Raw genomic sequence first — 25,727 nt, 5'->3', positions numbered from 1 at the left:
GGCCAGAGCCGGTACGGCGCTGTCCTCCGGGGCGTACGGGGAGTAACCTCCGGCTCATGCCCGCTGACCTCGCCATCGTCACCGATTCCACGGCCTACCTGCCGCAGGACGCAGTCGACCGCCACGGGATCACCGTGGTGCCGCTCAGCGTCGCGGTCGGTGACGAGGTGCTCGACGAGGGCGTGGAGATCTCGCCCAAGGACGTCGCGGAGGCGCTGCGCGGCAAGCGCCGTGTGACGACCTCCCGGCCCAACCCGGAGACCTTCGCGGCGGCGTACCGGGCGGCCGCCGAGTCGGGTGCCGCCGGCGTGGTCTCGCTGCACCTGTCGGCCGAGCTGTCCGGTACCTGCGAGGCCGCCCGGCTGGCCGCCGCCGAGGCGCCGATCCCGGTCCGGGTGGTGGACAGCCGCCTGGTCGGCATGGCCCTGGGGTACTGCGTGCTGACGGCCGCCCAGGGCGCCGAGTCCGGCCTGAGCCTGGACGAGGTGGCCGCCTCGGCCACCCGGCGGGCCGGTCTGACCAGCGGCTTCTTCTACGTCGACACCCTTGAGCACCTCCGCCGGGGCGGCCGGATCGGGGCCGCCCGGGCGCTGCTCGGCTCCGCCCTCGCGGTCAAGCCCCTGCTCCACCTCTCGGGCGGCCGGATCGAGCCCCTGGAGAAGGTCCGCACCGCGTCCAGGGCGATCGCCCGGCTGGAGGAGATCGCCGTCGAGCGGGCGGCCGACCGTGAGGTGGACATCGCCGTCCACCACCTCGCCTCCGCGGACCGGGCCGAGCCCCTCGCCGAGCGGCTGCGCGAACGCGTGCCGGGGCTCCGCGAGCTCTACGTGGGTGAGGTGGGCGCGGTGATCGGCGCGCATGCCGGTCCGGGCCTGCTCGCGGTGGTGCTCTCGCCGCGCTGAGCGGTCCTCGCGTTACACCCGGGGCCGCGATTCCCTCCTGTGGGTGACACCGGATATCCACAGGCCGGGGTTGTCCACAGGCTACGGACGGTTTCCCCGCAGGCACCGGTGCGGTGCGTACCGTCCTGGGCCATGAGAACCCTGACCCCCGGCGCCACCAGGCGCCGCGAGACCGCCGAGACCGTCCGCGCCCGGATGGCGCAGCTCCTCGCCGCCGGGCCGCCGGGCGGGCCTTCCGCCTCCGCCTCCGTCCCTGGCCCTGACCCGGACCGCGGGCCCGATCCGGCCCCCGCCTCCGCACCCGCTTCCCCCGACGGGGCCGGTGCGGCCGGGCTTCCGCCGCCCCACCTGGACCCGCTCCGCCGGATCTCTCCTGGCGGGCTGCCTCCACCCGTCCTTCCGCCGGGCCTTCCGCGGGCGCCGTCGGCAGCGCCTTCTCCGGTGCCCCCGGCGGAGCCGGGCGCGGCGGAGCACCCGGCCTGGGCAGACGACGCGCCGGACGGGACGGCAGCCATGACTCCTCGTCCCCCGCTTCGCCTGACCCTGCGTCCGGCCTTCGGGTTCGACCGCCGGGCGGTGCTGGGCCTCGCGGTCCTGCTCGCGCTGGCCGTCGCGTACGCGGTGCAGCACTTCTGGTTCGGCCGGCCCGAGGCCGTCCAGGTCCCGGCGGCGTCGCCGTCGGTGCGAGCGGGCCCCGAACTCACGGCCGCCCCGGCGCAACCCGGGCCGTCCGCGCAGTCCGGCGGGGCAGCCGCCGAGCCGGGGCCGTCCGAAGGGGGCGGCTTGGTGGTGGTGGACATCGCCGGCAAGGTCCAGACCCCGGGGATCCGCTCCCTGCCGGGCGGCTCCCGGGTGGCCGACGCCCTGAGCGCGGCAGGCGGCGCGCTGCCCGGCACCGACACCAGCGCACTCAACCTGGCCCGTGTCCTGACGGACGGTGAGCAGGTCCTGGTCGGCGGGCCACCTCCGCCGCCGGCCACGGGCCCCACCACCAGGAGCCCGGTCAGTCTCAACCGTGCGACGACCGAGCAACTCGACGCACTGCCCGGCGTCGGGCCGACGCTCGCCCAGCGCATCCTCGCCTACCGGGAGGCGCACGGCGGGTTCCGCTCCCTGGACCAGCTCCGCCAGGTGAGCGGCATCGGCGAGCGGACGTACGCCGAGTTGAAACCGTTGCTGACCCTCTGACCCGGGCCCGGTGCCGGGCGGGGCCCCGGCCGCCGCACCCGGCCGCCACATCCGGCCGCCGCACCCGGCCGCCACATCCGGCCGCCGCACCCGGGCGATCCGGCAGCAGCTGTCCGGCAGCGAGGAGGTGCACCATCGTCGATCCCGCCGTACGTCCAGACCCCGCCCGCGCGGCCGGCCCGGGTGATCCCGTACCCCGTCCCGCCGCTGCTCCTGCCCCCGGCCCCGCCCTTCCTCCTGCTCCCTCTCCCGCCGTTCGTCCCGCCCCCGAACCCACCCTTCGTCCCGTCCCCGAACCCGCCGCTCCTCCCGGTTCCGCTCGCGGCGGCGACGGCCCACTGCGCCGCCCACCCGAGGGAGCACCCGTTCCGGCACCTGCGGCGGACCTCCGGCTGCTGCTCCCGGCCGCCTCGGCCTGGGGCGCCGCTGCGCTGGTGCTCCGCCTGGGCCCCGGCCAGCGCCCGGCCGCCGCCGTCGCCGCCTGCCTGGTCGCGGCGGGCGCGACCGTCCTGCTGCTCGTCCGCCGCGGTGGCCACGGCCGGGCAGGTGCGACCCTGGCCGGCATCCTCCTCACCGCCGCCGCGGCGACCGCCACCACCCTGCTGCACACCGCCGACCTCCATCGGGGCCCGCTCCCCGCACTGGCCCGCCCCGAGTCCGTCGCGGCCCCGCCCCGGGCCGCGCCAGGAGCCGCCACCGCGACACCGCTTCCGCCGCCTCCGTCCACGGCTCCCACACCGGGGCCCTCAGCGGCCGTCCCCTCCGGGCCATGGGTCGAGCTCACTGTCACGGGCGATCCCAAGTCCCGTACCTCGCGGGCCCGGGGAACGGCCCCGGGGCAGTCCCTGGTCACCGTCGACGCCGTCGCCGATCAGGTGGCCGTCCCGGACACGGCCGGCCGGGTCACCGTCACCCGGGGCAGAACCCCCGTCCTCGTCATGGTGCGCGCCCAGGACGCGGGCCCCTGGCTGGATCTGCTGCCGTCGACGCGGCTGGCCGCCGAAGTCCGGGTGCTGCCGGCGGGGGAGGGGTTCCACGACAGTGCGGCGGTCCTGCTGGCCCACGGCCCGCCCCGGCTGATCGAGGGGCCGGGCCTTTCCCAGCGCATCGCCGGGCGGCTCCGGTCAGGTCTCCGGTCCGCCTGCGACGGTCTGTCCGCCGACGCCCGGGGCCTGCTCCCCGGCCTGGTGGTGGGGGACACCTCCCGCCTCCCGGACGACCTCCGGGAGGACTTCCGGGCCACCGACCTGGCCCATCTGACGGCGGTCAGCGGGGCGAACCTGGCAATCCTGTTGGCGGTGCTGCTCGGTCCTCCCGGCCGGGCGGGCACACCCGAACGCCGTGGGCTGGCCGCGCTGCTCGGGCTCTCCCTGCGCAAGACCGCGCTGCTGGGGACGGCTCTGACACTCGCCTTCGTCACCGTCTGCCGCCCCGACCCGAGCGTGCTCCGGGCCGCCGCCACCGGCCTGATCGGGCTGCTGGCCCTGGCCTCGGGCCGCCCCCGGCACGCCCTGCCGGCGCTGTCCGGCGCGGTGCTCGTCCTCGTCCTGCTGGACCCCGACCTCGCCCGCTCCTACGGGTTCCTGCTCTCGGTGCTCGCCACCGCCGGCCTGCTGGTGCTGGGCCCGCGCTGGGCGGCGGCCCTGCGTGCCCGGGGCTGGCCGGGCCCGCTGGCGACGGGTGTCGCGGCCGCCACGGCCGCGCAGGCGCTCTGCGCCCCCGTCACGGTGCTGCTGGCGCCACGGGTCAGCCTCGTCGCCGTGCCCTGCAACCTGCTCGCCGAGCTGGCCGTCGCGCCGGCCACCCTGCTCGGCTTCGCCGTCCTGGCACTCGAACCGCTCGCACCCCCGGTGGCACGACTGCTGGCGGGCCTGGCCTCGGGCCCGGCCGGGTGGCTGGCCACGGTCGCCCGGGTCGGCGCCTCCCTCCCCGGGGCCCAGCTCGCCTGGCCAGGCGGACTGTTCGGCGCGGGCACCCTGGTGGTGGCGACCCTGGCCGCCTGCTGGGCGGCGCCGCTCCTGCTGTCACCGCGCACCGCCCCGGGCGGCGGGCCGGGACCACGGGCCGTCCGCTCGCGCCGGGTACGGGCGCTGTCGGCCGCGGTCCTCGCGCTCACCCTGCTGCTCGTCCTGCTGCGCCCGCCGGCCCTCACCAGGATCGCCACGGGCTGGCCGCCCGACGGATGGCGGCTCGCCATGTGCGACGTCGGCCAGGGAGACATGCTGGTGCTGCCGATCCTCCCGGACGACCGCGCGGCCGCCGTGCCCGCCGTGCCCGAAGGCGGACCGTCCGCCGGCGCGGTGTCCGACCCTGCGGTGTCCGACCCTGCGCTGTCCGACCCTGCGCTGTCCGACACGGGGCCGTCCGGCATTCCGATGCCCGGCAGTCCGGTGTCCGGCGGTGCCCCGCCCGACAGCGCCGTCGTGGTCGACGCCGGACCGGATCCGCACGCCGCCGACGCCTGCCTGCGCAGCCTCGGTATCACCCGCGTCCCGCTCCTGCTGCTGACCCACTTCCACGCGGACCACGTGGAGGGCGTGCCCGGCGTGCTGCGCGGACGCCAGGTGGGGGCCGTCCAGACCACCGTCCTGGACGAGCCGCCGGCCGAGGCCGCCAGGGTGCGGGGGTGGGCCGCGGCGGCCGGCGTGCCACTCCTCCGGGCCGGGCCCGGGGAGCACCGCACGGCAGGGCCGGGGCTCTCCTGGGACGTGCTCTGGCCCGCCGGGGCGCCCGGCTACGCCACGCCGGGGGCCAACAACGCCAGCGTCGCGCTGCTGGTCACAGTCGGGCGCGCCGGTGGCGGGCCGGCCGGGGAGCTGCGCGTCGCACTCCTGGGCGACCTGGAACCCCCGGCGCAGGCGGCCCTGCTCACCGGTCGCAGGACCGGCCGGGTGGACGTCCTCAAGGTGGCCCACCACGGCTCCGCCCATCAGGACTGGGACCTCGCCGCAGCCCTGCGCCCCCGGCTGGCCCTGATCTCCTGCGGTCGGGACAACCCCTACGGCCACCCGGCGCCCCGCACGGTCGACCACCTCCGGGGCCTCGGCGCGACCGTGCTCCGGACCGACCTGTCCGGTGACGTCGCGGTCGTCGGCGACAGCTCCGCCACCCTCGGCGCGCTCACCCGTCCCCACGACCGGGAGGCGGGTGCCCGCCGATGAGGATGTGCCGGCGATGAGGACTCACCGGCCCGGTCCGGCCGCTCAGCCTTCCTCGCGCCAGCCCTGGTACTCGACCGCGAGGGCGTCGAGCTCGGCCAGCAAGTCTGTCGTCCACCCGGTCTCCGGCGGCTCCACGACCACCAGCCACTGCGCGTCCTCGGCGTCGTCCTCGCCGGCCAGGGCGTCCCGGACGACGTCGAGGTCCCCGAGCGAGGGGCGACGGGCGGAGAGGTCCTCCGCCACCTCGTCGGCGGCGTCACGGTCGGGGAGCACGAGCAGTTGGCGGGTGTGGAGATCGGTGTCGTTGTCGTTCACGCCCCCATTGTCCAGATCCCGTCCGGAGGCCTTGCAGCCCGTACCCCGTACCCCGCCCGGACCCCGGACCGGCCGTCCCGGCTCCGCACCCGGCACCCGGCACCCCGCACTTTGTGCACCGGCACCCCGCCGCCGCTCCCACTGCTCCCGCCGGGATTGTCCGGGGCCCGTGGGATGCTGGTACGCGATGGCCAGGAAGAGTGCACCCGACGATCTGCTCGCCCCGCTGACCCTCGTGGTCGGCCAGGAGGAGCTGCTGCTCGACCGCGCCGTCGCCCAGGTGGTGGCGGCGGCCAAGGCGGCCGACCCCGACACCGACGTACGCGATCTGGCGCCCGGCGCCCTCCAGCCCGGCAGCCTGGCCGAGCTCACCACGCCCTCGCTGTTCGCCGAGCGCAAGGTCATCGTGGTCCGCGCGGCCCAGGACCTCTCCGCCGACTCGGTGAAGGAGGTCAAGGCGTACATCGAGAACCCGGCCGAAGAAGTGATCGTGGTCCTGGTGCACGCCGGCGGCGTGAAGGGCAAGGGCCTGCTGGACGCCGGGCGCAAGGCGGGCGGACGCGAGGTCACCTGCCCGAAGCTGACCAAGGCCGGCGACCGGCTGGCGTTCGTCCGCGGCGAGTTCCGCACCCTCGGCCGCTCAGCGAGCCAGGAGGCCTGCCAGGCCCTGCTGGACGCGCTCGGCAGCGACCTGCGCGAACTCGCGGCCGCCTGCAGCCAGCTGACCGCCGATGTCGAGGGCACCATCGACGAGACCGTGGTGGCCCGGTACTACAGCGGCCGGGCCGAGGCGACCGGCTTCGAGGTGGCCGACCTCGCCGTCACCGGCCGGGCCGCCGAGGCGCTGGAGCGACTGCGCTGGGCGCTGGCGGTCGGGCAGCCGCCCACCGGGATCACCTACGCCCTGGCCTCCGGCGTCCGCAGCATCGGCCGCCTCGCCACCACCGGCCGGAACATGCGTCCGGCCGATCTCGCCCGGGAGTTGGGCATGCCGCCGTGGAAGGTGGACCGGGTCCGCCAGCAGATGCGCGGCTGGACGGGCGACGCTGTCGCCACCGCCCTGACCGCCATCGCCCAGGCCGACGCGGCGGTCAAGGGCGGATCGGACGACCCCGCCTACGCACTGGAGCGCGCGGTGGTCGCGGTCGCCAAGGCAGCCCGCGCCGGCGCCCGCTCCTACTGACTCACCGGGCACGGCGCACCGCCACCCGCGGCCGATGCCTCCGGGCCGGATCACCCGGGCGGGCCCCGCCAGGAAGCCGCTACGTCCGGACGGTCAGCGCCCGCCGATCGCCTTCAGCAGGTCCCGGCTGTCGGCGAGCAGCGCCTGGCGGATCGTCTCCTGCTCGGGCACGCCGGTCTTCCCGTCCTGGTAACTTCCCGACCAGGACAGGTAGTAGGTCATTCCGCCTTCGCGGAGCAGCAGTTCGTGCGTGACGCTGTGCCAGCTCTTGTCCGAGCCGCTGGTTTCGTCCCGGTAGGCGGTGTAGGCCGAGTCGCCGAACCCGGGCACGTCGGTGATCCGGTACCCGGCCTGCCGGCGTCCGGCCTTCTCGGCATCGAACTCGGCGCTCACGTTGACCGCCTTGTGCAGACCGACCTGCGCGTACAACGAGGCGTAGTCGGCGTCGTCGCCGCTGCCGCCGACCGACCCCTGCTGCAGGGTGAGCACGCAGCTCATCGAGTCGAGGGCGGGGGCCCGGTCGGTGCGGTGGTTCGGGGTGTCGTCCGGCTTGCGGTAGATCTGGCTGAACTTGACCAACTTGGCCTTGGCACACAGGTCGTCGACGGCCTGGTAGCCGCGCAGGCCCAGTGGCGAGCCCTTGGTGGTGATCATTCCGGGTACGGCCAGCACGACGGCCGTCCACACGACGGAGGCCAGCGCGGCGCCCACGAAGGCCCAGCCCGCGTTGCGTCGCAGGTTCCCCCGACGGCCCTCGGACGCCGGCTGCGCCGGCGGGGGAGCGGGGTGGCCGTACCCGGGCGCCGAGGTCTGCTGCGCCGGGAAGCCTCCGTAGCCCGTGCCGGTCCGCGGTGGCGTCGTCATGAAATCCCCCTGAGGTGTCCAGCGTCGTGGGGCATCGGTGATGCCGGTTCGACGACGATAGCGGCAGCCTCCGCCGGCCCCCGGGGGAAGGGCGGCGGCTTCGGGCACCGGCCTCGCGGCCTCGCACATGGCGCCCCGCTCGCGCCTCCGGCCCGGCACGCGGGTGGGGCCGGGCCCACGGGCCCGGCCCCACCGTCAGCAGGCGGCGACGGTCACGGTCGTGATCACCGGCGCGGTCAGGACCCCGGTCGCGACCCTGGTCAGGACCCCGATCGCCGCCGTGGTCAGACCCCCAGCGCGACGGCGGCCAGGGCGGTGCCCTCGATCCGCGCGGCGATCTTGGCGAAGGCGGTCTCCCTGGAGGTGGAGAGGTCGTCGGCGAACGGCGCGAACCCGCAGTCGTCGCAGGTGCCGAGCCGCGTCGGGTCGATGTACTCGGCCGCCGTCAGCACCCGGTCCCGGACCTGCTCGGCGGTCTCGACCACCGGGTCGATCGGGTCGGTCACCCCGACGAAGATCTGCTGGTCCTCGCCCGCGTGCTTGGCCACCAGGTCCAGCACGCGCCGCGGCTCCGCCTCCGCCGCGAGCTCCAGGTAGAACGCGCCCGCCCGGAGCGTGAAGAGCCGGGGCAGCAGCAGGGCGTAGTCCACGTCCGCGCTGTGGGTGGAGTCCTGGTCGCCGCCGGGGCAGGTGTGCACGCCGATCCGGGCCCGGTCCTCGTCGGAGAACCGCTCCAGCACGCTGTTGTTGAGCGCGACGAAGGAGTCGAGGAGCCCGCCCGAGGGGTCGAGCTTCAGGGCGAGGCGCCCCTCGGTGAAGTCGATCTGGACGCGCTGGGCACCCGCCCGCAGGCAGCGGCGGATGTCCTGTTCCGCCTGGTCCACCAGGTCGGCGACGAACTGCTCGCGCGGGTACCCGGCGATGCCGTCCGCGGGGTAGATCAGGCTGATCGCCGACGGCGCGATGACGGCCTGCTTCACCGGCACCCTGGCGAACTGCTGGGCGGCGAGCAGGTAGCTGTCGGCGTACGTCCCGTAGCGGAACGGTCCGGCGGTGAGCAGCGGCAGTTGACGCGTGTGCCCGTCCGCGAACGGGATCACGGCGCCTTCCGGGGCGAGGTTGGTGAGCCCCTCCAGCGGGTACGTGGCAAAACTTGACTTGGCCTGCTCGCCGTCGGTCACGACGGGTGAGCCGAGGGCTTCGAGGCGCGCGATGGTGTCCCGTACGGCGTCCTGTCGCTGCTGTGCCAGCGAGGCGTCGTCGATCTGGCCTGCGGCGTGCTGCTCGACCGCCGCCAGCAGTTGGGCGGACCGGGGGAGACTTCCGATGAGTTCCGTGGGGAGCGTCATGAGCAGCACACTATCGATACGCAGCGCATCCGGTCCATCACCAAGAGCATTCAAGGTGTGCTGTGCGTCGACCAGTTGACGGCCCGAAGTGGCGGTGCCCGGCGAAGGGGCCTTGGTCGGAGCCCGATGGGGACGGCCGCGCCACCGGCTCGTTCCGACCACCGGATCTCATGTTCGTAGTAGGAGGATTGACGAAGCGTCATGAGTGTCTGTCGCCGGCCCTCCGGTCACCCGCGAGGGCGGTCGTCACGAAACGGGTCCGTGGACGCCCCGGTGCCCGGGCCCTGAGGGCCCTGCCGCCCTGCTCGGCCCGCCCCGCTCCGCCGGAAAGGCGAAAAAATCTTGGCCGGTGATGTCGAGAACCCGTGGCCGGCTCCGTCCCAGGGGTGAATGCGACCACAATGGGTCGCACCAGCCCGAGGAGTTGCACCATGGCCAAGTACCTGCTGCTCAAGCACTACCGCGGCGCTCCGGACCCGGTGAACAACGTGCCGATGGAGAAGTGGACGCCGGAGGAGATCACGGCCCACGTGCAGTACATGCGCGACTTCGCGGACCGGCTGGAGGGTACGGGCGAGTTCGTCGACGGCCAGGCGCTCGCCCCCGGCGGCACGTTCGTCCGGTACGACGGCGAGGGGCGCCCGCCGGTGACCGACGGCCCGTTCGCCGAGACCAAGGACCTCATCGCCGGCTGGATGGTGATCGACGTCGACAGCTACGAGCGCGCGGTCGAACTGGCCGGGGAGCTGTCGGCCGCCCCCGGGGCGGGCGGGGAGCCGATCCACGAGTGGCTGGAGCTGCGCCCCTTCCTGACCGAGCCGCCCACCGTCACGGAGTGACCCTGCCCATGGACGAGGCACTGCTGCGCAGCCTCACCCCTGGCGTGCTCGGCATCCTCGTCCGCCGCGGAGCAGACTTCGCGGCGGCCGAGGACGCCGTGCAGGACGCCCTGGTCGAGGCGGCCCGCGTCTGGCCGTCCGACCGTCCGCGGGACCCGAAGGGCTGGCTGGTCACCGTGGCCTGGCGCCGGTTCCTCGACGCGACCAGGGCGGACGCCGCCCGCCGCCGGCGTGAGCTCCTCGTCGACGAGGAGCCGCCGCCCGGGCCCGCACCGGCGGTGGACGACACGCTCCAGCTCTACTTCCTGTGCGCCCACCCGTCGCTGACGCCGTCGTCCGCCGTCGCGCTCACGCTGCGGGCGGTCGGCGGGCTGACCACCCGCCAGATCGCCGACGCCTACCTGGTGCCGGAGGCGACCATGGCGCAGCGCATCAGCCGGGCCAAGCGGACCGTCTCCGGCGTGCGGTTCGACCGGCCCGGCGATGTCGCGACCGTGCTGCGCGTCCTCTACCTGGTGTTCAACGAGGGCTACTCCGGCGACGTCGACCTCGCCGCCGAGGCCATCCGGCTCACCCGCCGGCTCGCGGCCGCGATCGACCATCCCGAGGTGGCGGGGCTGCTCGCCCTGATGCTGCTCCACCACGCCCGGCGCGACTCCCGGACGGCGCGCGACGGCAGCCTGGTGCCGCTCGCCGAGCAGGACCGCACCCGGTGGGACACCGGGTCGATCGCCGAGGGGGTCGAGATCCTCCAGGCGGCCCTGGCCCGCGACCAGCTGGGCGAGTTCCAGGCGCAGGCCGCCGTCGCGGCCCTGCACGCCGACGCTCCCACCGCCGAGGAGGACCGACTGGGTGCAGATCGTCGAGTGGTACGACGAACTCGTCCGCCTGACCGACAGCCCGGTCGTCCGGCTCAACCGCGCGGTGGCCGTCGGCGAGGCCGACGGACCGCGCGCCGGGCTGGCGGCGCTCGCGGCACTGGAGGACTCCTCTCCGCGCTCCCGGAACGGGGGACACCCCGTCCCGCGCCGCACCGCGGTGGCGGCGTACCTCCACGAGCGCGACGGCGACCTGGCCACAGCGGCCCGGCTCTATGCCGAGGCGGCCCGGGAGGCGTCGAACCTCGCCGAGCGCGACCACCTGACGCGCCAGGCCGCCCGCCTCAACACCCGCCTCGACGCCCACCGGCCCCGCTGACATCTCGCGCCCGGTCCGCAGCGCCCCGCCGCACGCCGGAGGGCGCGAAGCTCACGCTGGGTGTCGTCGGTGCACCGGTACTGGTCGGTGGCCCCGGTGCACCGGGTACTGGTCGGTGGCCGCGGTGCACCGGTCCCGGACGGCAAGGGCGCCGACGGCGCGCCGGCCCGGCCGCGACGCCCGCCGCCACCGTGACGGCCACCGTGACGGAGCCCGGGTGAGGTGGTTCCGCCGGTGCAGGTGAGGTCGCTCCCCGGCTCCCGTCCGCCCGGCGAAGCCGGTCCCGACATCGCCCCGACATCGTCCCGACACCGCCCCGGCCGTCCCGGCTCGCCAGGGGGCCGACCCGTCCGCCCGGCGGGCCGCCCCGACCGGCGTCGGGCCCGCAGAACGCGCACTGCCCGCCAGGGAATCCCTGGCGGGCAGTGGTGGAGGCGCCGGCGGGCCGGCGCTTCGGTCGAGCTGTGTGCACCGCACCCGCGTGGCGAACGCAGGCCGCGTGCGGTACGAGTCTGTGCGCCTCAGGGTCCCGGGTAGAGGGCCGGTTCGACCTGAGGGAGTGGGGCCGTGACGGCCCCGGGGCGTCAGGCCTGGGCGGCCGCGTTGACGCGCTTGGTGATGGCCGACTTCTTGTTGGCGGCCTGGTTGGCGTGGATGACGCCCTTGCTGACGGCCTTGTCGAGGGCCTTGGAGGCCTCGCGGGCCAGCACGGTGGCCTTCTCGGTCTCGCCGGCGGCAGCGGCCTCGCGGGCCTTGCGCAGGGCGGTCTTGAGCGAGGACTTGACGGCCTTGTTGCGCAGGCGCGCCTTCTCGTTGGTCTTGTTGCGCTTGATCTGGGACTTGATGTTCGCCACGAAGGAGCCTCAGTCTTGTTCGTAATGGTTCTGGAGGTACCTCCCGGCCGAGACCGGGGGAGGCAGCACCGCACGGTCCGGTCTGCTGAGAGGGCATGCCAGGGCCAGGTGCAGCGGCCAACGCTACCAGGGGCGGGGGGCTCGCCCCAAACCGGCGGGGCCCGCGGGACGTGCCGGGCCCCGCCCGTCCCGGTCCGGCGGGCTCCGCACCGGCGGTGCCGCGCTACGCCGTGAGCACGGGCTCCCCGTAGTGCTCGACCTCGGGGAACGGCGAGTAGTAGGGGTGCAGCAGGGTGCGCCAGCGCTCGTACTCGGCGGAGCGGCGGAAGCCCTCGGTGTGGTCGGCCAGAGTCTCCCACTCCACCTGGAGCAGGAAGCGCGAGCCCCGGCCCTCGTCCAGGCAGCGGCGCAGCTCCAGCGAGCGGAATCCCGGCTGGACCGCGATCAGGGGCCTGGCCTCGGTGAACGCCGCGAGGAAGTCCTCCTCGCGGCCGGACAGGACGTCGAGCCGTGCGCTTTCCAAGATCATGGGAGGCAGTCTAGGAGCGGCTGCGGCGACGGGTTCCCGGCTGGACGGTGACCCGATGCCCGGTCGTGGGAAGATGGTCGGAGCCATATCGATCGGACGAGACCGTCCGGTCCCCGGGAAGCGGCTCCTCAGCCCGACGTCGAGTGCGACGGCGAGGGGGCGAGCGCCCGGCCCCCGGACCAACGGAGAATCGGACCAAGGTGCCCGCGACCCCCAGCAATGTGCCACAGCCCAGCCGTACCGACCCGGCGCTGATCCGCAACTTCTGCATCATCGCCCACATCGACCACGGCAAGTCGACCCTCGCCGACCGGATGCTGCAGATCACCGGCGTCGTCGACCCCCGGCAGATGCGTGCCCAGTACCTCGACCGCATGGACATCGAGCGCGAGCGCGGTATCACCATCAAGTCGCAGGCGGTCCGCCTCCCCTGGGCGCCGACGGTCGGGGAGGGTGCGGGGAAGACCCACATCCTCAACATGATCGACACCCCGGGCCACGTGGACTTCACCTACGAGGTGTCCCGTTCGCTCGCCGCCTGCGAGGGCACCATCCTCGTGGTGGACGCCGCCCAGGGCATCGAGGCGCAGACCCTCGCCAACCTGTACCTGGCGCTGGAGAACAACCTCACCATCGTCCCGGTGCTGAACAAGATCGACCTGCCGGCCGCCCAGCCGGAGAAGTACGCCGCCGAGATCGCGCACATCATCGGCTGCGAGCCGGAGGACGTCCTCAAGGTCAGCGCCAAGAGCGGCCTCGGCGTGCCGGAGCTGCTCGACCACCTGGTCGAGAAGATCCCGGCCCCGGTCGGCGTCAAGAACGCCCCGGCCCGCGCGATGATCTTCGACTCGGTCTACGACACCTACCGCGGCGTGGTCACCTACGTCCGGGTGGTCGACGGTGAGCTCACCAAGCGTGAGCGGATCGAGATGATGTCCACCGGCGCGACCCACGAACTGCTGGAGATCGGCGTCATCTCGCCCGAGCCCAAGGTCGCCGACGGCCTCGGGGTCGGCGAGGTGGGCTACATCATCACCGGTGTGAAGGACGTCCGGCAGTCCAAGGTCGGCGACACCATCACCTCGATGCACAAGGGCGCGACGGAGGCGCTGGGCGGCTACAAGGAGCCGCGCCCGATGGTGTTCTCCGGCCTCTACCCGCTGGATGGCAGCGACTACCCGCTGCTGCGCGACGCCCTCGACAAGCTCCAGCTCAACGACGCCGCCCTGGTGTACGAGCCGGAGACCTCGGTCGCGCTGGGCTTCGGCTACCGCTGCGGCTTCCTCGGCCTGCTGCACCTGGAGATCGTCCGGGAGCGGCTGGAGCGCGAGTTCAACCTGGACCTGATCTCCACCGCCCCCAACGTGGTCTACCGGGTGGTGATGGAGGACGGCACCGAGCACACCGTCACCAACCCGAGCGAGTTCCCGACCGGCAAGATCTCCGAGGTGCACGAGCCGGTGGTCCGCGGGTCCATCCTGGTGCCGAACGAGTTCGTCGGTGCCGTCATGGAGCTCTGCCAGAGCCGCCGCGGCAACATGCAGGGCATGGACTACCTGTCCGAGGACCGGGTGGAGCTGCGCTACACCCTGCCGCTGGCCGAGATCGTCTTCGACTTCTTCGACATCCTGAAGTCCAAGACCCGTGGCTACGGCTCCTTCGACTACGAGCCGATCGGCGAGCAGACGGCCGACCTGGTCAAGGTCGACATCCTGCTGCACGGCGACGCGGTGGACGCGTTCTCCGCGATCGTGCACAAGGACAAGGCCTACAACTACGGCATCATGATGGCCGGCAAGCTGCAGAAGCTCATCCCGCGCCAGCAGTTCGAGGTGCCGATCCAGGCCGCCATCGGCTCGCGGGTGATCGCCCGTGAGACCGTCCGCGCGATCCGCAAGGACGTCCTCGCCAAGTGCTACGGCGGTGACATCTCGCGTAAGCGCAAGCTGCTGGAGAAGCAGAAGGAGGGCAAGAAGCGGATGAAGATGGTCGGCCGGGTGGAGGTCCCGCAGGAGGCCTTCATCGCCGCGCTGTCCACCGACGCGGACGCCCCGAAGGAAAAGAAGTAGCCCGCGGGCCGGTGTCCGTCGGCGGACCCCGGTAGCGCGCGAGGGCGCCGTCACCCCGGCCAGGGGCGGCGGCGCCCTCGTCCGTTGCCCGGGCGGTCCTGCCCGTGGCCCCGGCCGCGCTCAGGCACCACCGGGGAAGGCCGGGTCGACGGTGATCACCACCTGCGGCGCGTGCCGCGCGATGGTGGTCAGCAACTGTCGGACGTCGAGTTCCCAGTGGTGGATCGGACGGCTGGCGGTCACCAGCGCGATCGGCCTCCCGGCGGCCCGTTCGGTGACCTGGAGGGCCCTGGGGTCGGTCGTGGCGTCCGGCAGGTCCGGGGCGCCCTCGATCCGGTGCAGGCCCACGTACGACATGGTGCCGGTCCGCTGGACCCAGAGCTCCACCCCGACGATGTCGCCCCAGGGCACCAGCGCGCTGGTGCCCTGGTACCGGAGGGGGTAGCCGCCCAGCAGGATGCCGTCGCGGTCCACCCGCAGGGCGGTCCGGCCGCCGCGGACCGCGGCCGTGGTGAGGGCGAGCGAGGCGCCCGCGGTGAGCAGGGCGAGGGCACCGAGGGCGACCAGCACCAGCCCGGCCGTGCCTCTGACGACCGCGCCGATCGCGATCGCGACCAGGCCGGTCAGCGCGCAGACGGCGTTGGTGACGGCCTTGCGGGTGCTCCTTCCGGTCCAGCCGAAGTGGGTCTCGTAGACGTCCTGGGGTGTTGGCACGGGTGCGAGTGTGGCAGTGCCGGGGGCGGCACGGAAGATCTTTTTCAGGCCCCGGTTGGGTCGGGCCCGCGTCCGGTCGCCGAGGCGGTCCCGGGCCGGGGGAGGCCCCACGCGGGTAGGGGTTCCCCCACCCGGGGGAGTGGGCCGCACGCGAGGAGGGGCCGGCCCCCGAGGTGGCGAGCCCGCACACGACGAGGGGGAGACCGGTCGTACCGGCCTCCCCCTCGCTCCCCGGTCGCGGGACGCGGCCCGCGACCGCCGCCGCGGTCAGTCGACCTCGGCCACCGCCTCGGCGAACTGCGCCTTGTACAGGCGGGCGTAGGCGCCGCCGACGGCGATCAGGTCGTCGTGCGAGCCCTGCTCGACGATCGAGCCGTTCTCCATCACCAGGATCACGTCGGCGTCCCGGATGGTGGAGAGCCGGTGGGCGATCACGAAGCTGGTCCGGCCGCTGCGCAGGCGGGCCATGGCCCGCTGGATCAGCACCTCGGTGCGGGTGTCGACGGAGCTGGTCGCCTCGTCCAGGACGAGGATGCTCGGCTCGGCCAGGAAGGCCCGGGCGATGGTGATCAGCTGCTTCTCGCCGGCGCTGACGCCGGTGCCCTCGTCGTCGATGACGGTGTCGTAGCCGTCCGGCAGGGTGCGGACGAAGCGGTCGACGTGCGCGGCCTTCGCCGCCTCGACGATCTGCTCGCGGGTGGCGCCGCCGTCGGCGCCGTACGCGATGTTCTCCGCGATGGTGCCGCCGAACAGCCAGGTGTCCTGGAGCACCATGCCGATGCCGGCCCGCAGCTCCTCACGGGTCATCGCGGCGATGTCCACCCCGTCCAGGGTGATCGTGCCGCTGCTGACCTCGTAGAACCGCATCAGCAGGTTCACCAGGGTGGTCTTGCCGGCGCCGGTCGGGCCGACGATGGCCACCGTGTGGCCGGGCTCCACCTTCAGCGAGAGGTCCTCGATGAGCGGCTTCTCCGGGTCGTAGCGGAACGCCACGTCCTCGAAGGCGACCCGCCCGCGCAGCTCGGCCGGGCGCTCCGGCCGGACGGGCTCGGCGGACTGCTCGGGGGCGTCCAGCAGCTCGAAGACCCGCTCCGCCGAGGCGACGCCGGACTGCACCAGGTTGGCCATGCTGGCGACCTGGGTGAGCGGCTGGCTGAACTGCCGGGAGTACTGGATGAACGCCTGCACGTCACCGATGGACAGCGCGCCGCTCGCCACCCGCAGGCCGCCGACCACGGCCACCAGCACGTAGTTCAGGTTGCCGATCAGCATCATCGCGGGCTGGATGATCCCGGAGATGAACTGGGCCCGGAAGCTCGACGCGTACAGCGCCTCGTTGTGCTCGCGGAAGGTCTCGGCGGACTCCTTCTGCCGGCCGAAGACCTTCACCAGCGCGTGGCCGGTGTACATCTCCTCGATGTGGCCGTTCAGCTGGCCGGTGGTCTTCCACTGCGAGACGAACTGCGGCTGCGCCCGCTTGCCGACCTTGGTCGCCACCACGATCGAGGCCGGGACGGAGATCAGCGCGATCAGGGCCAGCAGCGGCGAGATCCAGAACATCATGGCCAGCACGCCCACGACGGTGAGGGTCGAGTTCACCACCTGGCCGGTGGTCTGCTGCATCGACTGGGCGATGTTGTCGATGTCGTTGGTGACCCGGCTGAGCACCTCGCCGCGCGGCTGCTTGTCGAAGTAGCTCAGCGGCAGCCGGGACAGCTTGGCGTCCACCGACTCGCGCATCCGGAAGACCGTGCGCTGGATGGCGTTGGCCGCGATCCGGCCCTGCACGATGCCGAACACGGCGGAGGCGACGTAGATCGCCAGCACCCAGAGCAGCACGGTGCCGATGGCACCGAAGTCCATGCCCTGGCCGGGGGTGAAGTCGACCGAGTTGAGCATGTCGGCGACGCCGCCCTGGCCGTTCGCGCGCAGGCCGTCCAGGACCTGGGCCTTGGTCTCGCCGGCCGGGGCCTGCCGGCCGACCACGCCGGCGAAGATCAGGTCGGTCGCGTTGCCGAGCACCTTGGGGCCGACCACGGCGCAGCCGATGCTCAGCACCCCGAGGCCCAGCACGCCGACGATGGCCGCCCGCTCGGGGCGCAGCAGGTTCAGCAGCCGCTTGCCGGAGCCCTTGAAGTCCATCGACTTCTCGGCGCCCTGGCCGCCCATGAACCGGCCGGGGCCGGCCGGGCCGCGCCGGGCGGCGGCGGTCTGCGAGTCGCTGACGGCGATCTTCGGCGCCGCGCCGTCCGCCGCGCCGCTCCCGGTCGCGCCGTTCGCCCCGCCGCTCGCCGCCGGGCCGGTGCCGCCGGGGACCTCGCCCCCGGGGCCTCCGTCCTGCGGGCCCTTGTTCATCGGGGTGGTCACGCCGCCTCCTGCTCGGTGAGCTGGGAGAGCACGATCTCCCGGTATGTCGGGTTGTCGGCCATCAGCTCCTGGTGCGTGCCGACGCCGACCACGGCGCCCTCGTCCAGGACGATGATCCGGTCGGCGTCGCGGATGGTGCTGACCCGCTGGGCGACGATCAGCACCGTCGCCTCGGCGGTCTCCCGGGCGAGCGCCTTGCGCAGCTTCGCGTCGGTGGCGTAGTCGAGCGCCGAGAACGAGTCGTCGAAGAGGTACACGCCGGGCTTGCGGACGAGGGCGCGGGCGATCGCCAGGCGCTGGCGCTGGCCGCCCGAGACGTTGCCGCCGCCCTGGGCGATCGGGGCGTCCAGGCCCTCGGGGAACTTCTCCACGAACTCCTTCGCCTGGGCGACCTCCAGCGCGTGCCAGAGCTCCTCGTCGGTCGCGTCCGGCCGGCCGTAGCGGAGGTTTCCGGCCACCGTGCCGGAGAACAGGTACGGCTTCTGCGGGACCAGCCCGACGGTCTCGGCGATCAGCTCGGGTGCCAGCCGGCGGACGTCCACGCCGTCCAGCAGCACCTCGCCGCCGGTGGCGTCGATCAGCCGCGGGACGAGGCCGAGCAGGGTGGACTTGCCGCTGCCGGTGGAGCCGATCACGGCGGTGGTCTCGCCGGGCCGGGCCAGGATGTCGATGCCGCGCAGCACCGGTGCCTCGGCGCCCGGGTAGCGGAACTCGACGTTGCGCAGCTCCAGGTTGCCGCGCCGCAGCAGCTCGGTGACCGGGTCGGCGGGCGGGACGACGCTGGACTCGGTGCCCAGCACCTCCTCGATCCGCTCCGCGCAGACCTCGGCCCGCGGCACCATCATGAACATGAAGGTGGCCATCATGACGCTCATCAGGATCTGCATCAGGTAGGACAGGAAGGCGGTGAGGGCGCCGATCTGCATCCCGCCGCTGTCGATCCGGTGGGCGCCGAACCACATCACGGCGACGCTGGAGAGGTTCACCACGAACATCACGCTGGGGAACATGAACGCCATCAGCTTGCCGACCCGCAGCGAGACGTCGGTCAGCTCCTGGTTGGCACCGGCGAAGCGTTCCTGCTCGTGCCCGTCCTTGACGAAGGCGCGGATCACCCGGATGCCGGTGATCTGCTCGCGCAGCACCCGGTTGACCGTGTCGATCTTCGTCTGCATGCTGCGGAACTGCGGCCGCAGCCGGCGCACCAGCAGGACGACCACGGTGCCGAGCAGCGGCACCACGACCAGCAGCAGCGCGGACAGCGGGACGTCCTGGTTGAGGGCCATCAGCACGCCGCCGAAGCACATGATCGGCGCGGCGACCATCAGGTTGAAGCCCATCAGGACCAGCATCTGGACCTGCTGCACGTCGTTGGTGGTGCGGGTGATCAGGGAGGGCGCGCCGAACTGCCCGAGTTCGCGGGCCGAGAAGCTCTGCACCCGGTCGAAGACCGAGGCGCGGATGTCGCGGCCGACCGCCATCGCGGTGCGCGCGCCGTAGTACACCGCGCCGATCGAGCAGGCCGCCTGGACCAGGGTGACGGCGATCATCACCGCACCGATCTGCAGGATGTAGCCGGTGTCGCCCTTCACCACGCCGTCGTCGATGATGTCGGCGTTCAGGGTCGGCAGGTAGAGCGCTGCGATGGTGGAGACCAGCTGGAGCAGCACCAGCAGGGAGATCGGTCGGGAGTAGGGCTTCAAATGGGCCCTGAGCAGTCTGATCAGCACTGGCAACACTCTCATGCTCGACAGTGGGATTCGCATCCCAATTTTGGGTCCTCGGGGGACTCGTACAACGGCATTGCCTCGGTCCGACCCTGAGACTAGTGGCGCACATTGCACTTGCGGCGCGCCGGTGTGCCAGCTGGAGTCACCCTCTTACGGAACGGCTGGTTTCCCCCTAGGCTGCTGCCATCCCCTTGTTACTTGTCGGTTAACAAGACGGCCCGGCGGCCGCCCCCACGGTCACCGTTCACCCTCGGCCACCCGCCCCCGGAGGTCTCGTTGAGTTCCGCGCAGTCCCTGATCGGCTCCGGCAGTGTCGACATCGTCGCCGGGCGCCCCGCCTCCGTCGCACACCTGTTCCTCGACCGGGTGGCGGCGACACCCAACGGTGAGGCCTACCGCTACCCCGTGCCGGTCGACGAGCACGCCGCGGACGGCGCCCCGGGCGCCGAGCAGTGGCGCTCGCTGACCTGGGCGCAGACCGCCGCCCGGGTGAAGGCCGTGGCCGCCGGGCTGATGTCGCTCGGCATCGAGGCCGAGGACCGGGTCGCGCTCTCCTCGTCCACCCGGGTCGAGTGGATCATCGCCGACCTCGGGAACATGTGCGCCGGTGCGGCCACCACCACCGTCTACCCGAGCACCAACGCCGACGAGACGGCGTTCATCCTGTCGAACTCCGGCTCGAAGGCCCTGTTCGCGGAGAACGCGGCCCAGCTGGACAAGGCGGTCAGCCAGCAGGAGCACCTGCCGGAGCTGAAGACCGTCATCCTGTTCGACGCGCCCGCCGAGGTCCCCGAGCCGGCCGGCCTGACCGTGCTCACCTTCGCGGAGCTGGAGCGGCTCGGCAACGAGTACCTGGCCGAGCACGCCGACGCCGTGGACAAGGCCGTCGCGGCGATCGACAAGGAGCAGCTGGCCACCCTCATCTACACCTCCGGCACCACCGGCCGCCCCAAGGGCGTGCGCCTGGTGCACGACTGCTGGGCGTACGAGGGCCGGGCGCAGGAGGCCAGCGGGCTGCTGCGGGCCGAGGACATCCAGTTCATGTGGCTGCCGCTGTCGCACGTGTTCGGCAAGACCCTGATCTCCGGGCAGATCGCCACCGGTCACGTGATGGCCCTGGACGGCCGGGTCGACCGGATCATCCACAACCTGCCGGTGATCCGCCCGACCCTGATGGCCTCGGCGCCGCGGATCTTCGAGAAGGTCTACAACGGCATCGCCGGCAAGGCCCGGGCCGAGGGCGGCGCCAAGTACAAGATCTTCCAGTGGGCGGCGAAGGTCGCCCGCGAGCACGCCAGGATCTCCCAGGCCAGCCGGATCGCCACCGGCCGGGAGTCGGTGCCGTTCGCGCTGGGCCTGCAGCACGCGCTGGCCGACAAGCTCGTCTACGCCAAGATCCGCGCGGCCTTCGGCGGCCGGATGCGCGGCTCGGTCTCCGGCAGCGCCGCGCTGGCGCCCGAGATCGGCTACTTCTTCGCCGGGGCCGGCGTCCCGATCCTGGAGGGCTACGGCCTCACCGAGACGAGCGCCGGGTCCTGCGTGAACCGTGCGGAGGACTTCCGGATCGGTACCGTCGGCCTGCCGTTGCCGGGCACCGAGGTCCGGATCGCCGAGGACGGCGAGATCCTGCTGCGCGGCCCGGGCGTCATGCGCGGCTACCACAACCTGCCGGAGAAGACCGCGGAGGTGCTGGAGCCGGACGGCTGGTTCCACACCGAGGACATCGGCGAGCTGACCGAGGACGGCTTCCTGCGGATCACCGACCGCAAGAAGGACCTGTTCAAGACCTCCGGTGGCAAGTACGTCGCGCCCAGCGAGGTCGAGGGCAAGTTCAAGGCGATCTGCCCGTTCGTCAGCAACATCCTGGTGATCGGCAACGGCCGCAACTACTGCACCGCGCTGATCGCCCTGGACGAAGCGGTGATCATGCCGTGGGCCGCCGAGCACGAGCTGGCCGGCCGGTCCTACGCCGAGGTGGTCTCCTCGCCGCAGGTGCGCGAGCTGATCGAGGGCTTCGTGCAGCGGCTGAACACCGATCTCCAGCGCTGGCAGACGGTGAAGAAGTTCACCCTGCTCCCGCGCGACCTGGACATCGAGCACGGCGAGCTGACCCCGAGCCTCAAGATCAAGCGGCCGGTGGTCGAGAAGACCTACGCCGACGCGGTGACCCAGATGTACGCGGGCGCCGTCGAGGCCTGACCGGCCCGTCCGCCGCTCCGCCGCCGCTCCTCCGTCGTCCCGTACGGCACACCCGTGCCGTACGGGACAATGGACCAATGCCCTCCGCACTCCCCGACGGCGAACCCGTGCCGTCCGACGGTTCCCTGCCCGCCCACGCCCTCGACGGACTGGGTGCGCGGCCCTTCGGGTTCTACGTGCACGTGCCGTACTGCGCCACCCGCTGCGGCTACTGCGACTTCAACACCTACACCGCCACCGAGCTGCGCTCCTCGGGCACGGTCGCCTCGCAGGAGACCTACGCCGACAACCTGGTGGCGGAGATCCGGCTCGCCCGGACGGTGCTCGGCGACGCCGACCTCCCGGTGCGGACGGTCTTCCTCGGCGGCGGCACCCCCACCCTGCTGCCCGCCCGTGACCTGGTGCGGATGCTCGCGGCGATCCGGGAGGAGTTCGGCCTGGCGCCCGGCGCCGAGGTCACCACCGAGGCCAACCCGGAGTCGGTCGATCCCGCCTACCTCGCCGAGCTGCGCGAGGGCGGCTTCAACCGGATCTCCTTCGGCATGCAGAGCGCCCGCCCGCAGGTCCTGGAGCTGCTCGACCGCCACCACACCCCGGGCCGGCCCGAGGCCTGCGTCGCCGAGGCCCGGGAGGCCGGCTTCGAGCACGTCAACCTCGACCTGATCTACGGCACCCCCGGCGAGTCCGACGACGACTGGCGGGCCTCGCTGGACGCCGCCATCGGCGCCGGCCCCGACCACGTCTCCGCGTACTCGCTGATCGTCGAGGACGGCACCAAGCTGGCCGCCCGGGTCAAGCGCGGCGAGCTGCCGATGATCGACGACGACGTGCACGCCGACCGTTACCTGATCGCCGACGAGGCGCTCGGCAAGGCCGGGTTCGGCTGGTACGAGGTCTCCAACTGGGCCACCTCCGAGGCCGCCCGCTGCCGCCACAACGAGCTCTACTGGACCGGCGCCGACTGGTGGGGCGCCGGCCCCGGCGCGCACAGCCACGTCGGCGGCGTCCGCTGGTGGAACGCCAAGCACCCCGCCGCGTACGCCCAGGCGCTGGCCGAGGGCCGCACGCCCGGCCAGGGCCGCGAGGTGCTCCCGGCGGCGGACCGCCGGGTCGAGCGGATCCTGCTGGAGCTGCGGCTGGTCGAGGGCTGCCCGCTCTCCCTGCTGGCCCCGGCCGGCCTGGAGGCCGCCCACCGGGCGCTCGACGACGGCCTGCTCGACCCCGCCGCCTTCGAGGCCGGCCGCGCCGTGCTGACCCTGCGGGGGCGGCTGCTGGCGGACGGCGTCGTGCGTGACCTCGTGGACTGAGTCCCGTCAGCGTGGGAGCAGCCGTCGCCCCGGGCCTGTCCGATTAGCGCTCCGAGCGGACCAGCAGGTTCGGGGCCCCGTTCCGCCGGCCGTGCTCGGGGTGACGCTCGACACCGCGGAGTTCCAGACCTACGTCCGAGGGCGCTCAGTCCTCCGTGAGCGTCACGAAGTCGATCAGTTCCTCGACCCGGCCCAGCAGGGCCGGGTCGAGGTCCCGGTAGGAGTTCACCGAGGCGAGGATCCGCTTCCAGGCGGCGGGGGTGTCCACCGGCCAGCCGAGCCGGCGGCAGACGCCCTCCTTCCAGGACTCCCCGCGCGGCACCTGCGGCCAGCCGGGGATGCCGACGCTGGCGGGCTTCACGGCCTCCCAGACGTCGATGTACGGGTGGCCGACGACGAGCACCGAGGAGCCGGTGACCTGGCCGGCGATCCGGTGCTCCTTGGTGCCCGGCAGCAGGTGGTCGACCAGCACGCCCAGGCGCCGGCCCGGGCCGGGGGAGAACCCGGCCACGATCGCGGGCAGGTCGTCGATGCCCTCCAGGTACTCCACCACCACGCCCTCGATCCGCAGGTCGTCGCCCCAGACCCGTTCGACCAGCTCGGCGTCGTGCCGGCCCTCCACGTAGATCCGCGACTCGCGGGCGACCCGGGCCCGGGCCCCGGGCACGGCCACCGAGCCGGAGGCCGTCCGGCCCGGCCCCTTCGCCGGCGCGGGCGCCGCGCCGGCCGGCCGGACCAGGGTGACCACCCGGCCCTCCAGCAGGAAGCCGCGCGCGCCCATCGGGAACACCCGGTGCTTGCCGAAGCGGTCCTCCAGGGTGACCGTCAGCCCCTCCGCCGTCTTCTCGCACCGCACCACCGCCCCGCAGAAGCCGGTGGCCGCCTCCTCCACCACGAGGCCCCGCTCGGCGGGCACCTCGGGGGCGGGCTGCTGCCGCTTCCACGGCGGGGTCAGGTCCGGGCCGTAACTCCTGCTGCGCATCCTCGGACTATACGAAACCCTCCGTCACCCCACCGCCGGGCACGCGCACCCGGCGCCTCACCCGAGGAACGGCGCGACCACCGACAGCACCTCGGCGAGCCGCGCGAGCAGCGCCGTACGGTGCGTCAGCGGTACGGCGTCGCCGACGCCGTGGGGGCCCGGACGGCGCCCGTGCCAGGGAATCCGGGCCGGCTCAGAGCCCCGGCGCGCCCCAGACCGGGAACCAGCGGGAGAGGTCCGACTCCACCCGCAGGTCGTTGCCGAGCATCGCCTTGATCTGGAGCTCCAGCGGGCTGTTGCGCTTCTCGCCGCCGCCGGGCATCGGCGCGAACGGGTAGAAGGTCCCGCGCTTGTAGAGGTAGACCAGCGCGAGTGCCTGGCCGGCGTCGTTGCGGAACCCCACGAGCGAGCAGAGCAGCTGCGGGCCGAAGCCGTTCGCCTCCAGCTCGCTGTTGACCGCGTGCAGGTCGTTGACCAGCTCCGGCAGCTCCTCGGGGGTGTGCCGGGCCAGCAGCCAGGAGTAGCCGTAGCCGTCCTGGCTCGCCTCCACCGGGACGCCGCCGCGGTCGGTGTCGGCGTCCAGCAGTTCGCGCACCTGCCGCTCCACCTCGCCGAAGGCGCCGCCCTCGACGGCCGCGAAGCAGACCGAGCCGAGCCCGGTGGGCCGGAACCCGGCGGCGGCCTCCAGGGTCAGCGCCGCCGACGGCACGCCGAAGAGCTGGTCGAGGTCGGGCCGGACGGGCTTGCTGCGGCCGAACAGGGTGTCCAGGAATCCCATCGGGCTCCTCCACGGTCGATCGGGCGAGGGATCGGGCCTTACGGGATCCGCTGCTCCCGGGCGGTCAGCGGTTGAGGTCGGTCGAGATCCGCGCGAGCTGCTCCAGCCGCTTCTCCAGCGACGGGTGGGTGGAGAGCAACTGGCCGGCGGCCTCCCGGGCGCTCAGCGCGGGGGCGAAGTAGAAGGCGTTGTACGGCTGCGCCTGGCGCAGGTCCCTGGTGGGGATGGCGGCGATCTGGCCGGTCACCTTGGTCAGGGCGGAGGCCAGGGCGCTGGGGCGGCCGGTCAGCTGGGCGGCGGCCCGGTCGGCGGCCAGCTCGCGGTAGCGGGACAGCAGCCGGGTCAGCAGGAAGCTGATCACGTACACGACCATCGAGACCAGCGGGATGATCAGCATCGCGATGGCGGCGTTCTGGTCGTTGCTGTTGCGGTTGCCGCCCATCAGCCCGCTGTACATGGCCATCCGGGTCATCGCGCCGGCCAGCACGCCGAGGAATCCGGCGACCGTCATGACCGCGACGTCCCGGTGGGCGACGTGCGAGAGCTCGTGGGCGAGGACGCCCTCCAGCTCCTCCGGTTCCAGCCGGCGCAGCAGGCCGGTGGTGACGCAGACCACGGACTTCTCGGGTTTGCGGCCGGTGGCGAAGGCGTTCGGCATGTCGTTCTGCGAGACGGCCACCCTGGGTTTGGGCATGTCGGCCAGCGCGCAGAGCCGGTCAATGGTCCCGTGCAGCTGGGGGTACTGCTCGGGGGTGACCTCGTGGGCGCCCATCGCCCGCTCGGTGATCTTGTCGCTGAACCAGAACTGGGCGACGAACAGGCCGCCCGAGATCAGCACGATGATCGGCCAGGCCCCGCGCAGCAGCACGATGAGCACTCCGGTGAAGCCCACGTACAGGAGGCCGATCACGAACATCGTGGCGACCATCCGGCCGGTCAGTCCACGGTCGGGCGCGAAACGGGTGTGCTGGCCTGAGGTCGACATCGCTGCTCCTCGCATTCGCCGGTTGCCTTCGATGCTGCCACCTGGCGGGGCGGGCGGCATCACCCCGCGCGGGGCGGTGCGTGCAGGATCACCACCTACGGGCCGTTCCTGCCGTCGGGCCCGGGCCTTACACTGGCAGGTACGGTTCTGGCACTCGACTGTCCTGAGTGCCAGGCGGACCACAGCGGGTGATCCACCGGGTGACCCAGACCGAG

General features: G+C 73.3%; 19 protein-coding genes and 1 pseudogene. 9 read left to right on the top strand and 11 right to left on the bottom strand.

Annotated features, from left to right (window positions below):
- Positions 1-56: 56 nt before the first annotated feature.
- The 3 genes from IE329_RS07360 to IE329_RS07350 all read left to right on the top strand — a co-directional run bounded on the left by IE329_RS07360 (position 57) and on the right by IE329_RS07350 (position 5,251).
- Positions 57-902, top strand: coding sequence for a DegV family protein (locus tag IE329_RS07360; RefSeq protein WP_190210000.1), 846 nt, complete (start codon positions 57-59; stop codon positions 900-902).
- A 513-nt stretch (positions 903-1,415) separates the two neighbouring features.
- Positions 1,416-2,090: a ComEA family DNA-binding protein gene (locus IE329_RS07355; RefSeq protein WP_190209999.1), complete on the top strand. Its 675-nt coding sequence runs from the start codon at positions 1,416-1,418 to the stop codon at positions 2,088-2,090.
- Positions 2,091-2,524: 434 nt separating this feature from the next.
- Positions 2,525-5,251 carry a ComEC/Rec2 family competence protein gene (locus IE329_RS07350; RefSeq protein ID WP_373311104.1) on the top strand — a complete coding sequence of 909 codons (2,727 nt, stop codon included), beginning with the start codon at positions 2,525-2,527 and terminating at the stop codon, positions 5,249-5,251.
- A gap of 42 nt (positions 5,252-5,293) precedes the next feature.
- On the opposite strand, the gene IE329_RS07345 is transcribed toward IE329_RS07350, so the two are convergent.
- Complete coding sequence (locus IE329_RS07345; RefSeq protein ID WP_229927250.1) at positions 5,294-5,530, bottom strand: hypothetical protein; 237 nt, start codon at positions 5,528-5,530, stop codon at positions 5,294-5,296.
- A gap of 223 nt (positions 5,531-5,753) precedes the next feature.
- Between IE329_RS07345 and holA the strand changes: the two genes are divergently transcribed.
- Positions 5,754-6,749: a DNA polymerase III subunit delta gene (holA, locus tag IE329_RS07340; RefSeq protein ID WP_190209997.1), complete on the top strand. Its 996-nt coding sequence runs from the start codon at positions 5,754-5,756 to the stop codon at positions 6,747-6,749.
- 93 nt (positions 6,750-6,842) lie between these two features.
- Here the strand turns inward: holA and IE329_RS07335 are convergent, their stop codons facing one another.
- Positions 6,843-7,613: a hypothetical protein gene (locus IE329_RS07335; RefSeq protein ID WP_190209996.1), complete on the bottom strand. Its 771-nt coding sequence runs from the start codon at positions 7,611-7,613 to the stop codon at positions 6,843-6,845.
- A 284-nt stretch (positions 7,614-7,897) separates the two neighbouring features.
- Positions 7,898-8,962, bottom strand: coding sequence for a cobalamin-independent methionine synthase II family protein (locus tag IE329_RS07330; RefSeq protein ID WP_190209995.1), 1,065 nt, complete (start codon positions 8,960-8,962; stop codon positions 7,898-7,900).
- 431 nt (positions 8,963-9,393) lie between these two features.
- Here IE329_RS07330 and IE329_RS07325 point away from each other — a divergent pair, with 431 nt between their 5' ends.
- Both IE329_RS07325 and IE329_RS07320 read left to right on the top strand, forming a co-directional pair.
- Positions 9,394-9,801 (top strand): YciI family protein, encoded by a 408-nt coding sequence (locus IE329_RS07325; RefSeq protein WP_190209994.1) that lies wholly within the window; start codon positions 9,394-9,396, stop codon positions 9,799-9,801.
- An 8-nt stretch (positions 9,802-9,809) separates the two neighbouring features.
- Positions 9,810-10,998: pseudogene (locus IE329_RS07320) on the top strand (RNA polymerase sigma factor).
- Between the two features lie 584 nt (positions 10,999-11,582).
- Here the strand turns inward: IE329_RS07320 and rpsT are convergent.
- Complete coding sequence (gene rpsT, locus IE329_RS07315; protein WP_190209993.1) at positions 11,583-11,852, bottom strand: 30S ribosomal protein S20; 270 nt, start codon at positions 11,850-11,852, stop codon at positions 11,583-11,585.
- 223 nt (positions 11,853-12,075) lie between these two features.
- On the bottom strand, positions 12,076-12,381 hold the full coding sequence (locus IE329_RS07310; RefSeq protein ID WP_190209992.1) for an antibiotic biosynthesis monooxygenase family protein: 306 nt from the start codon (positions 12,379-12,381) through the stop codon (positions 12,076-12,078).
- Positions 12,382-12,581: 200 nt separating this feature from the next.
- Between IE329_RS07310 and lepA the strand changes: the two genes are divergently transcribed.
- Positions 12,582-14,450 (top strand): translation elongation factor 4, encoded by a 1,869-nt coding sequence (lepA, locus tag IE329_RS07305; protein WP_190209991.1) that lies wholly within the window; start codon positions 12,582-12,584, stop codon positions 14,448-14,450.
- 120 nt (positions 14,451-14,570) lie between these two features.
- Here lepA and IE329_RS07300 read toward each other — a convergent pair whose 3' ends face one another.
- From IE329_RS07300 to IE329_RS07290, 3 genes are all read right to left on the bottom strand, one after another.
- Entirely contained in the window at positions 14,571-15,164 is a 594-nt protein-coding gene (locus IE329_RS07300; protein ID WP_190209990.1) for a hypothetical protein, read from the bottom strand.
- Positions 15,165-15,431: 267 nt separating this feature from the next.
- Entirely contained in the window at positions 15,432-17,333 is a 1,902-nt protein-coding gene (locus IE329_RS07295; protein WP_190210099.1) for an ABC transporter ATP-binding protein, read from the bottom strand.
- 194 nt (positions 17,334-17,527) lie between these two features.
- Positions 17,528-19,261 carry an ABC transporter ATP-binding protein gene (locus IE329_RS07290; protein ID WP_190210098.1) on the bottom strand — a complete coding sequence of 578 codons (1,734 nt, stop codon included), beginning with the start codon at positions 19,259-19,261 and terminating at the stop codon, positions 17,528-17,530.
- A gap of 276 nt (positions 19,262-19,537) precedes the next feature.
- On the opposite strand from IE329_RS07290, the gene IE329_RS07285 reads away from it, so the two are divergent.
- Both IE329_RS07285 and hemW read left to right on the top strand, forming a co-directional pair.
- Complete coding sequence (locus tag IE329_RS07285; protein ID WP_229927237.1) at positions 19,538-21,460, top strand: AMP-dependent synthetase/ligase; 1,923 nt, start codon at positions 19,538-19,540, stop codon at positions 21,458-21,460.
- A gap of 77 nt (positions 21,461-21,537) precedes the next feature.
- The gene (hemW, locus tag IE329_RS07280) at positions 21,538-22,767 is read left to right on the top strand and encodes a radical SAM family heme chaperone HemW (RefSeq protein ID WP_190209989.1); all 1,230 of its coding nucleotides are present in this window, start codon (positions 21,538-21,540) and stop codon (positions 22,765-22,767) included.
- A 145-nt stretch (positions 22,768-22,912) separates the two neighbouring features.
- On the opposite strand, the gene IE329_RS07275 is transcribed toward hemW, so the two are convergent.
- The 3 genes from IE329_RS07275 to htpX all read right to left on the bottom strand — a co-directional run bounded on the left by IE329_RS07275 (position 22,913) and on the right by htpX (position 25,512).
- Complete coding sequence (locus tag IE329_RS07275; RefSeq protein WP_190209988.1) at positions 22,913-23,749, bottom strand: DUF3097 domain-containing protein; 837 nt, start codon at positions 23,747-23,749, stop codon at positions 22,913-22,915.
- A gap of 193 nt (positions 23,750-23,942) precedes the next feature.
- Positions 23,943-24,527: a PspA-associated protein PspAB gene (pspAB, locus tag IE329_RS07270; protein WP_190209987.1), complete on the bottom strand. Its 585-nt coding sequence runs from the start codon at positions 24,525-24,527 to the stop codon at positions 23,943-23,945.
- 64 nt (positions 24,528-24,591) lie between these two features.
- Positions 24,592-25,512, bottom strand: a complete 921-nt coding sequence (gene htpX, locus IE329_RS07265; RefSeq protein WP_190209986.1) for a zinc metalloprotease HtpX — start codon at positions 25,510-25,512, stop codon at positions 24,592-24,594.
- Between the last annotated feature and the right edge of the window lie 215 nt (positions 25,513-25,727).

This window comes from Kitasatospora indigofera (assembly GCF_014655955.1).
In the GTDB taxonomy this organism is placed as follows: Bacteria; Actinomycetota; Actinomycetes; order Streptomycetales; family Streptomycetaceae; genus Kitasatospora; species Kitasatospora indigofera.
Note: the sequence above shows the minus strand (reverse complement) of the source record. Positions and strands in the feature narration are given on the sequence as shown.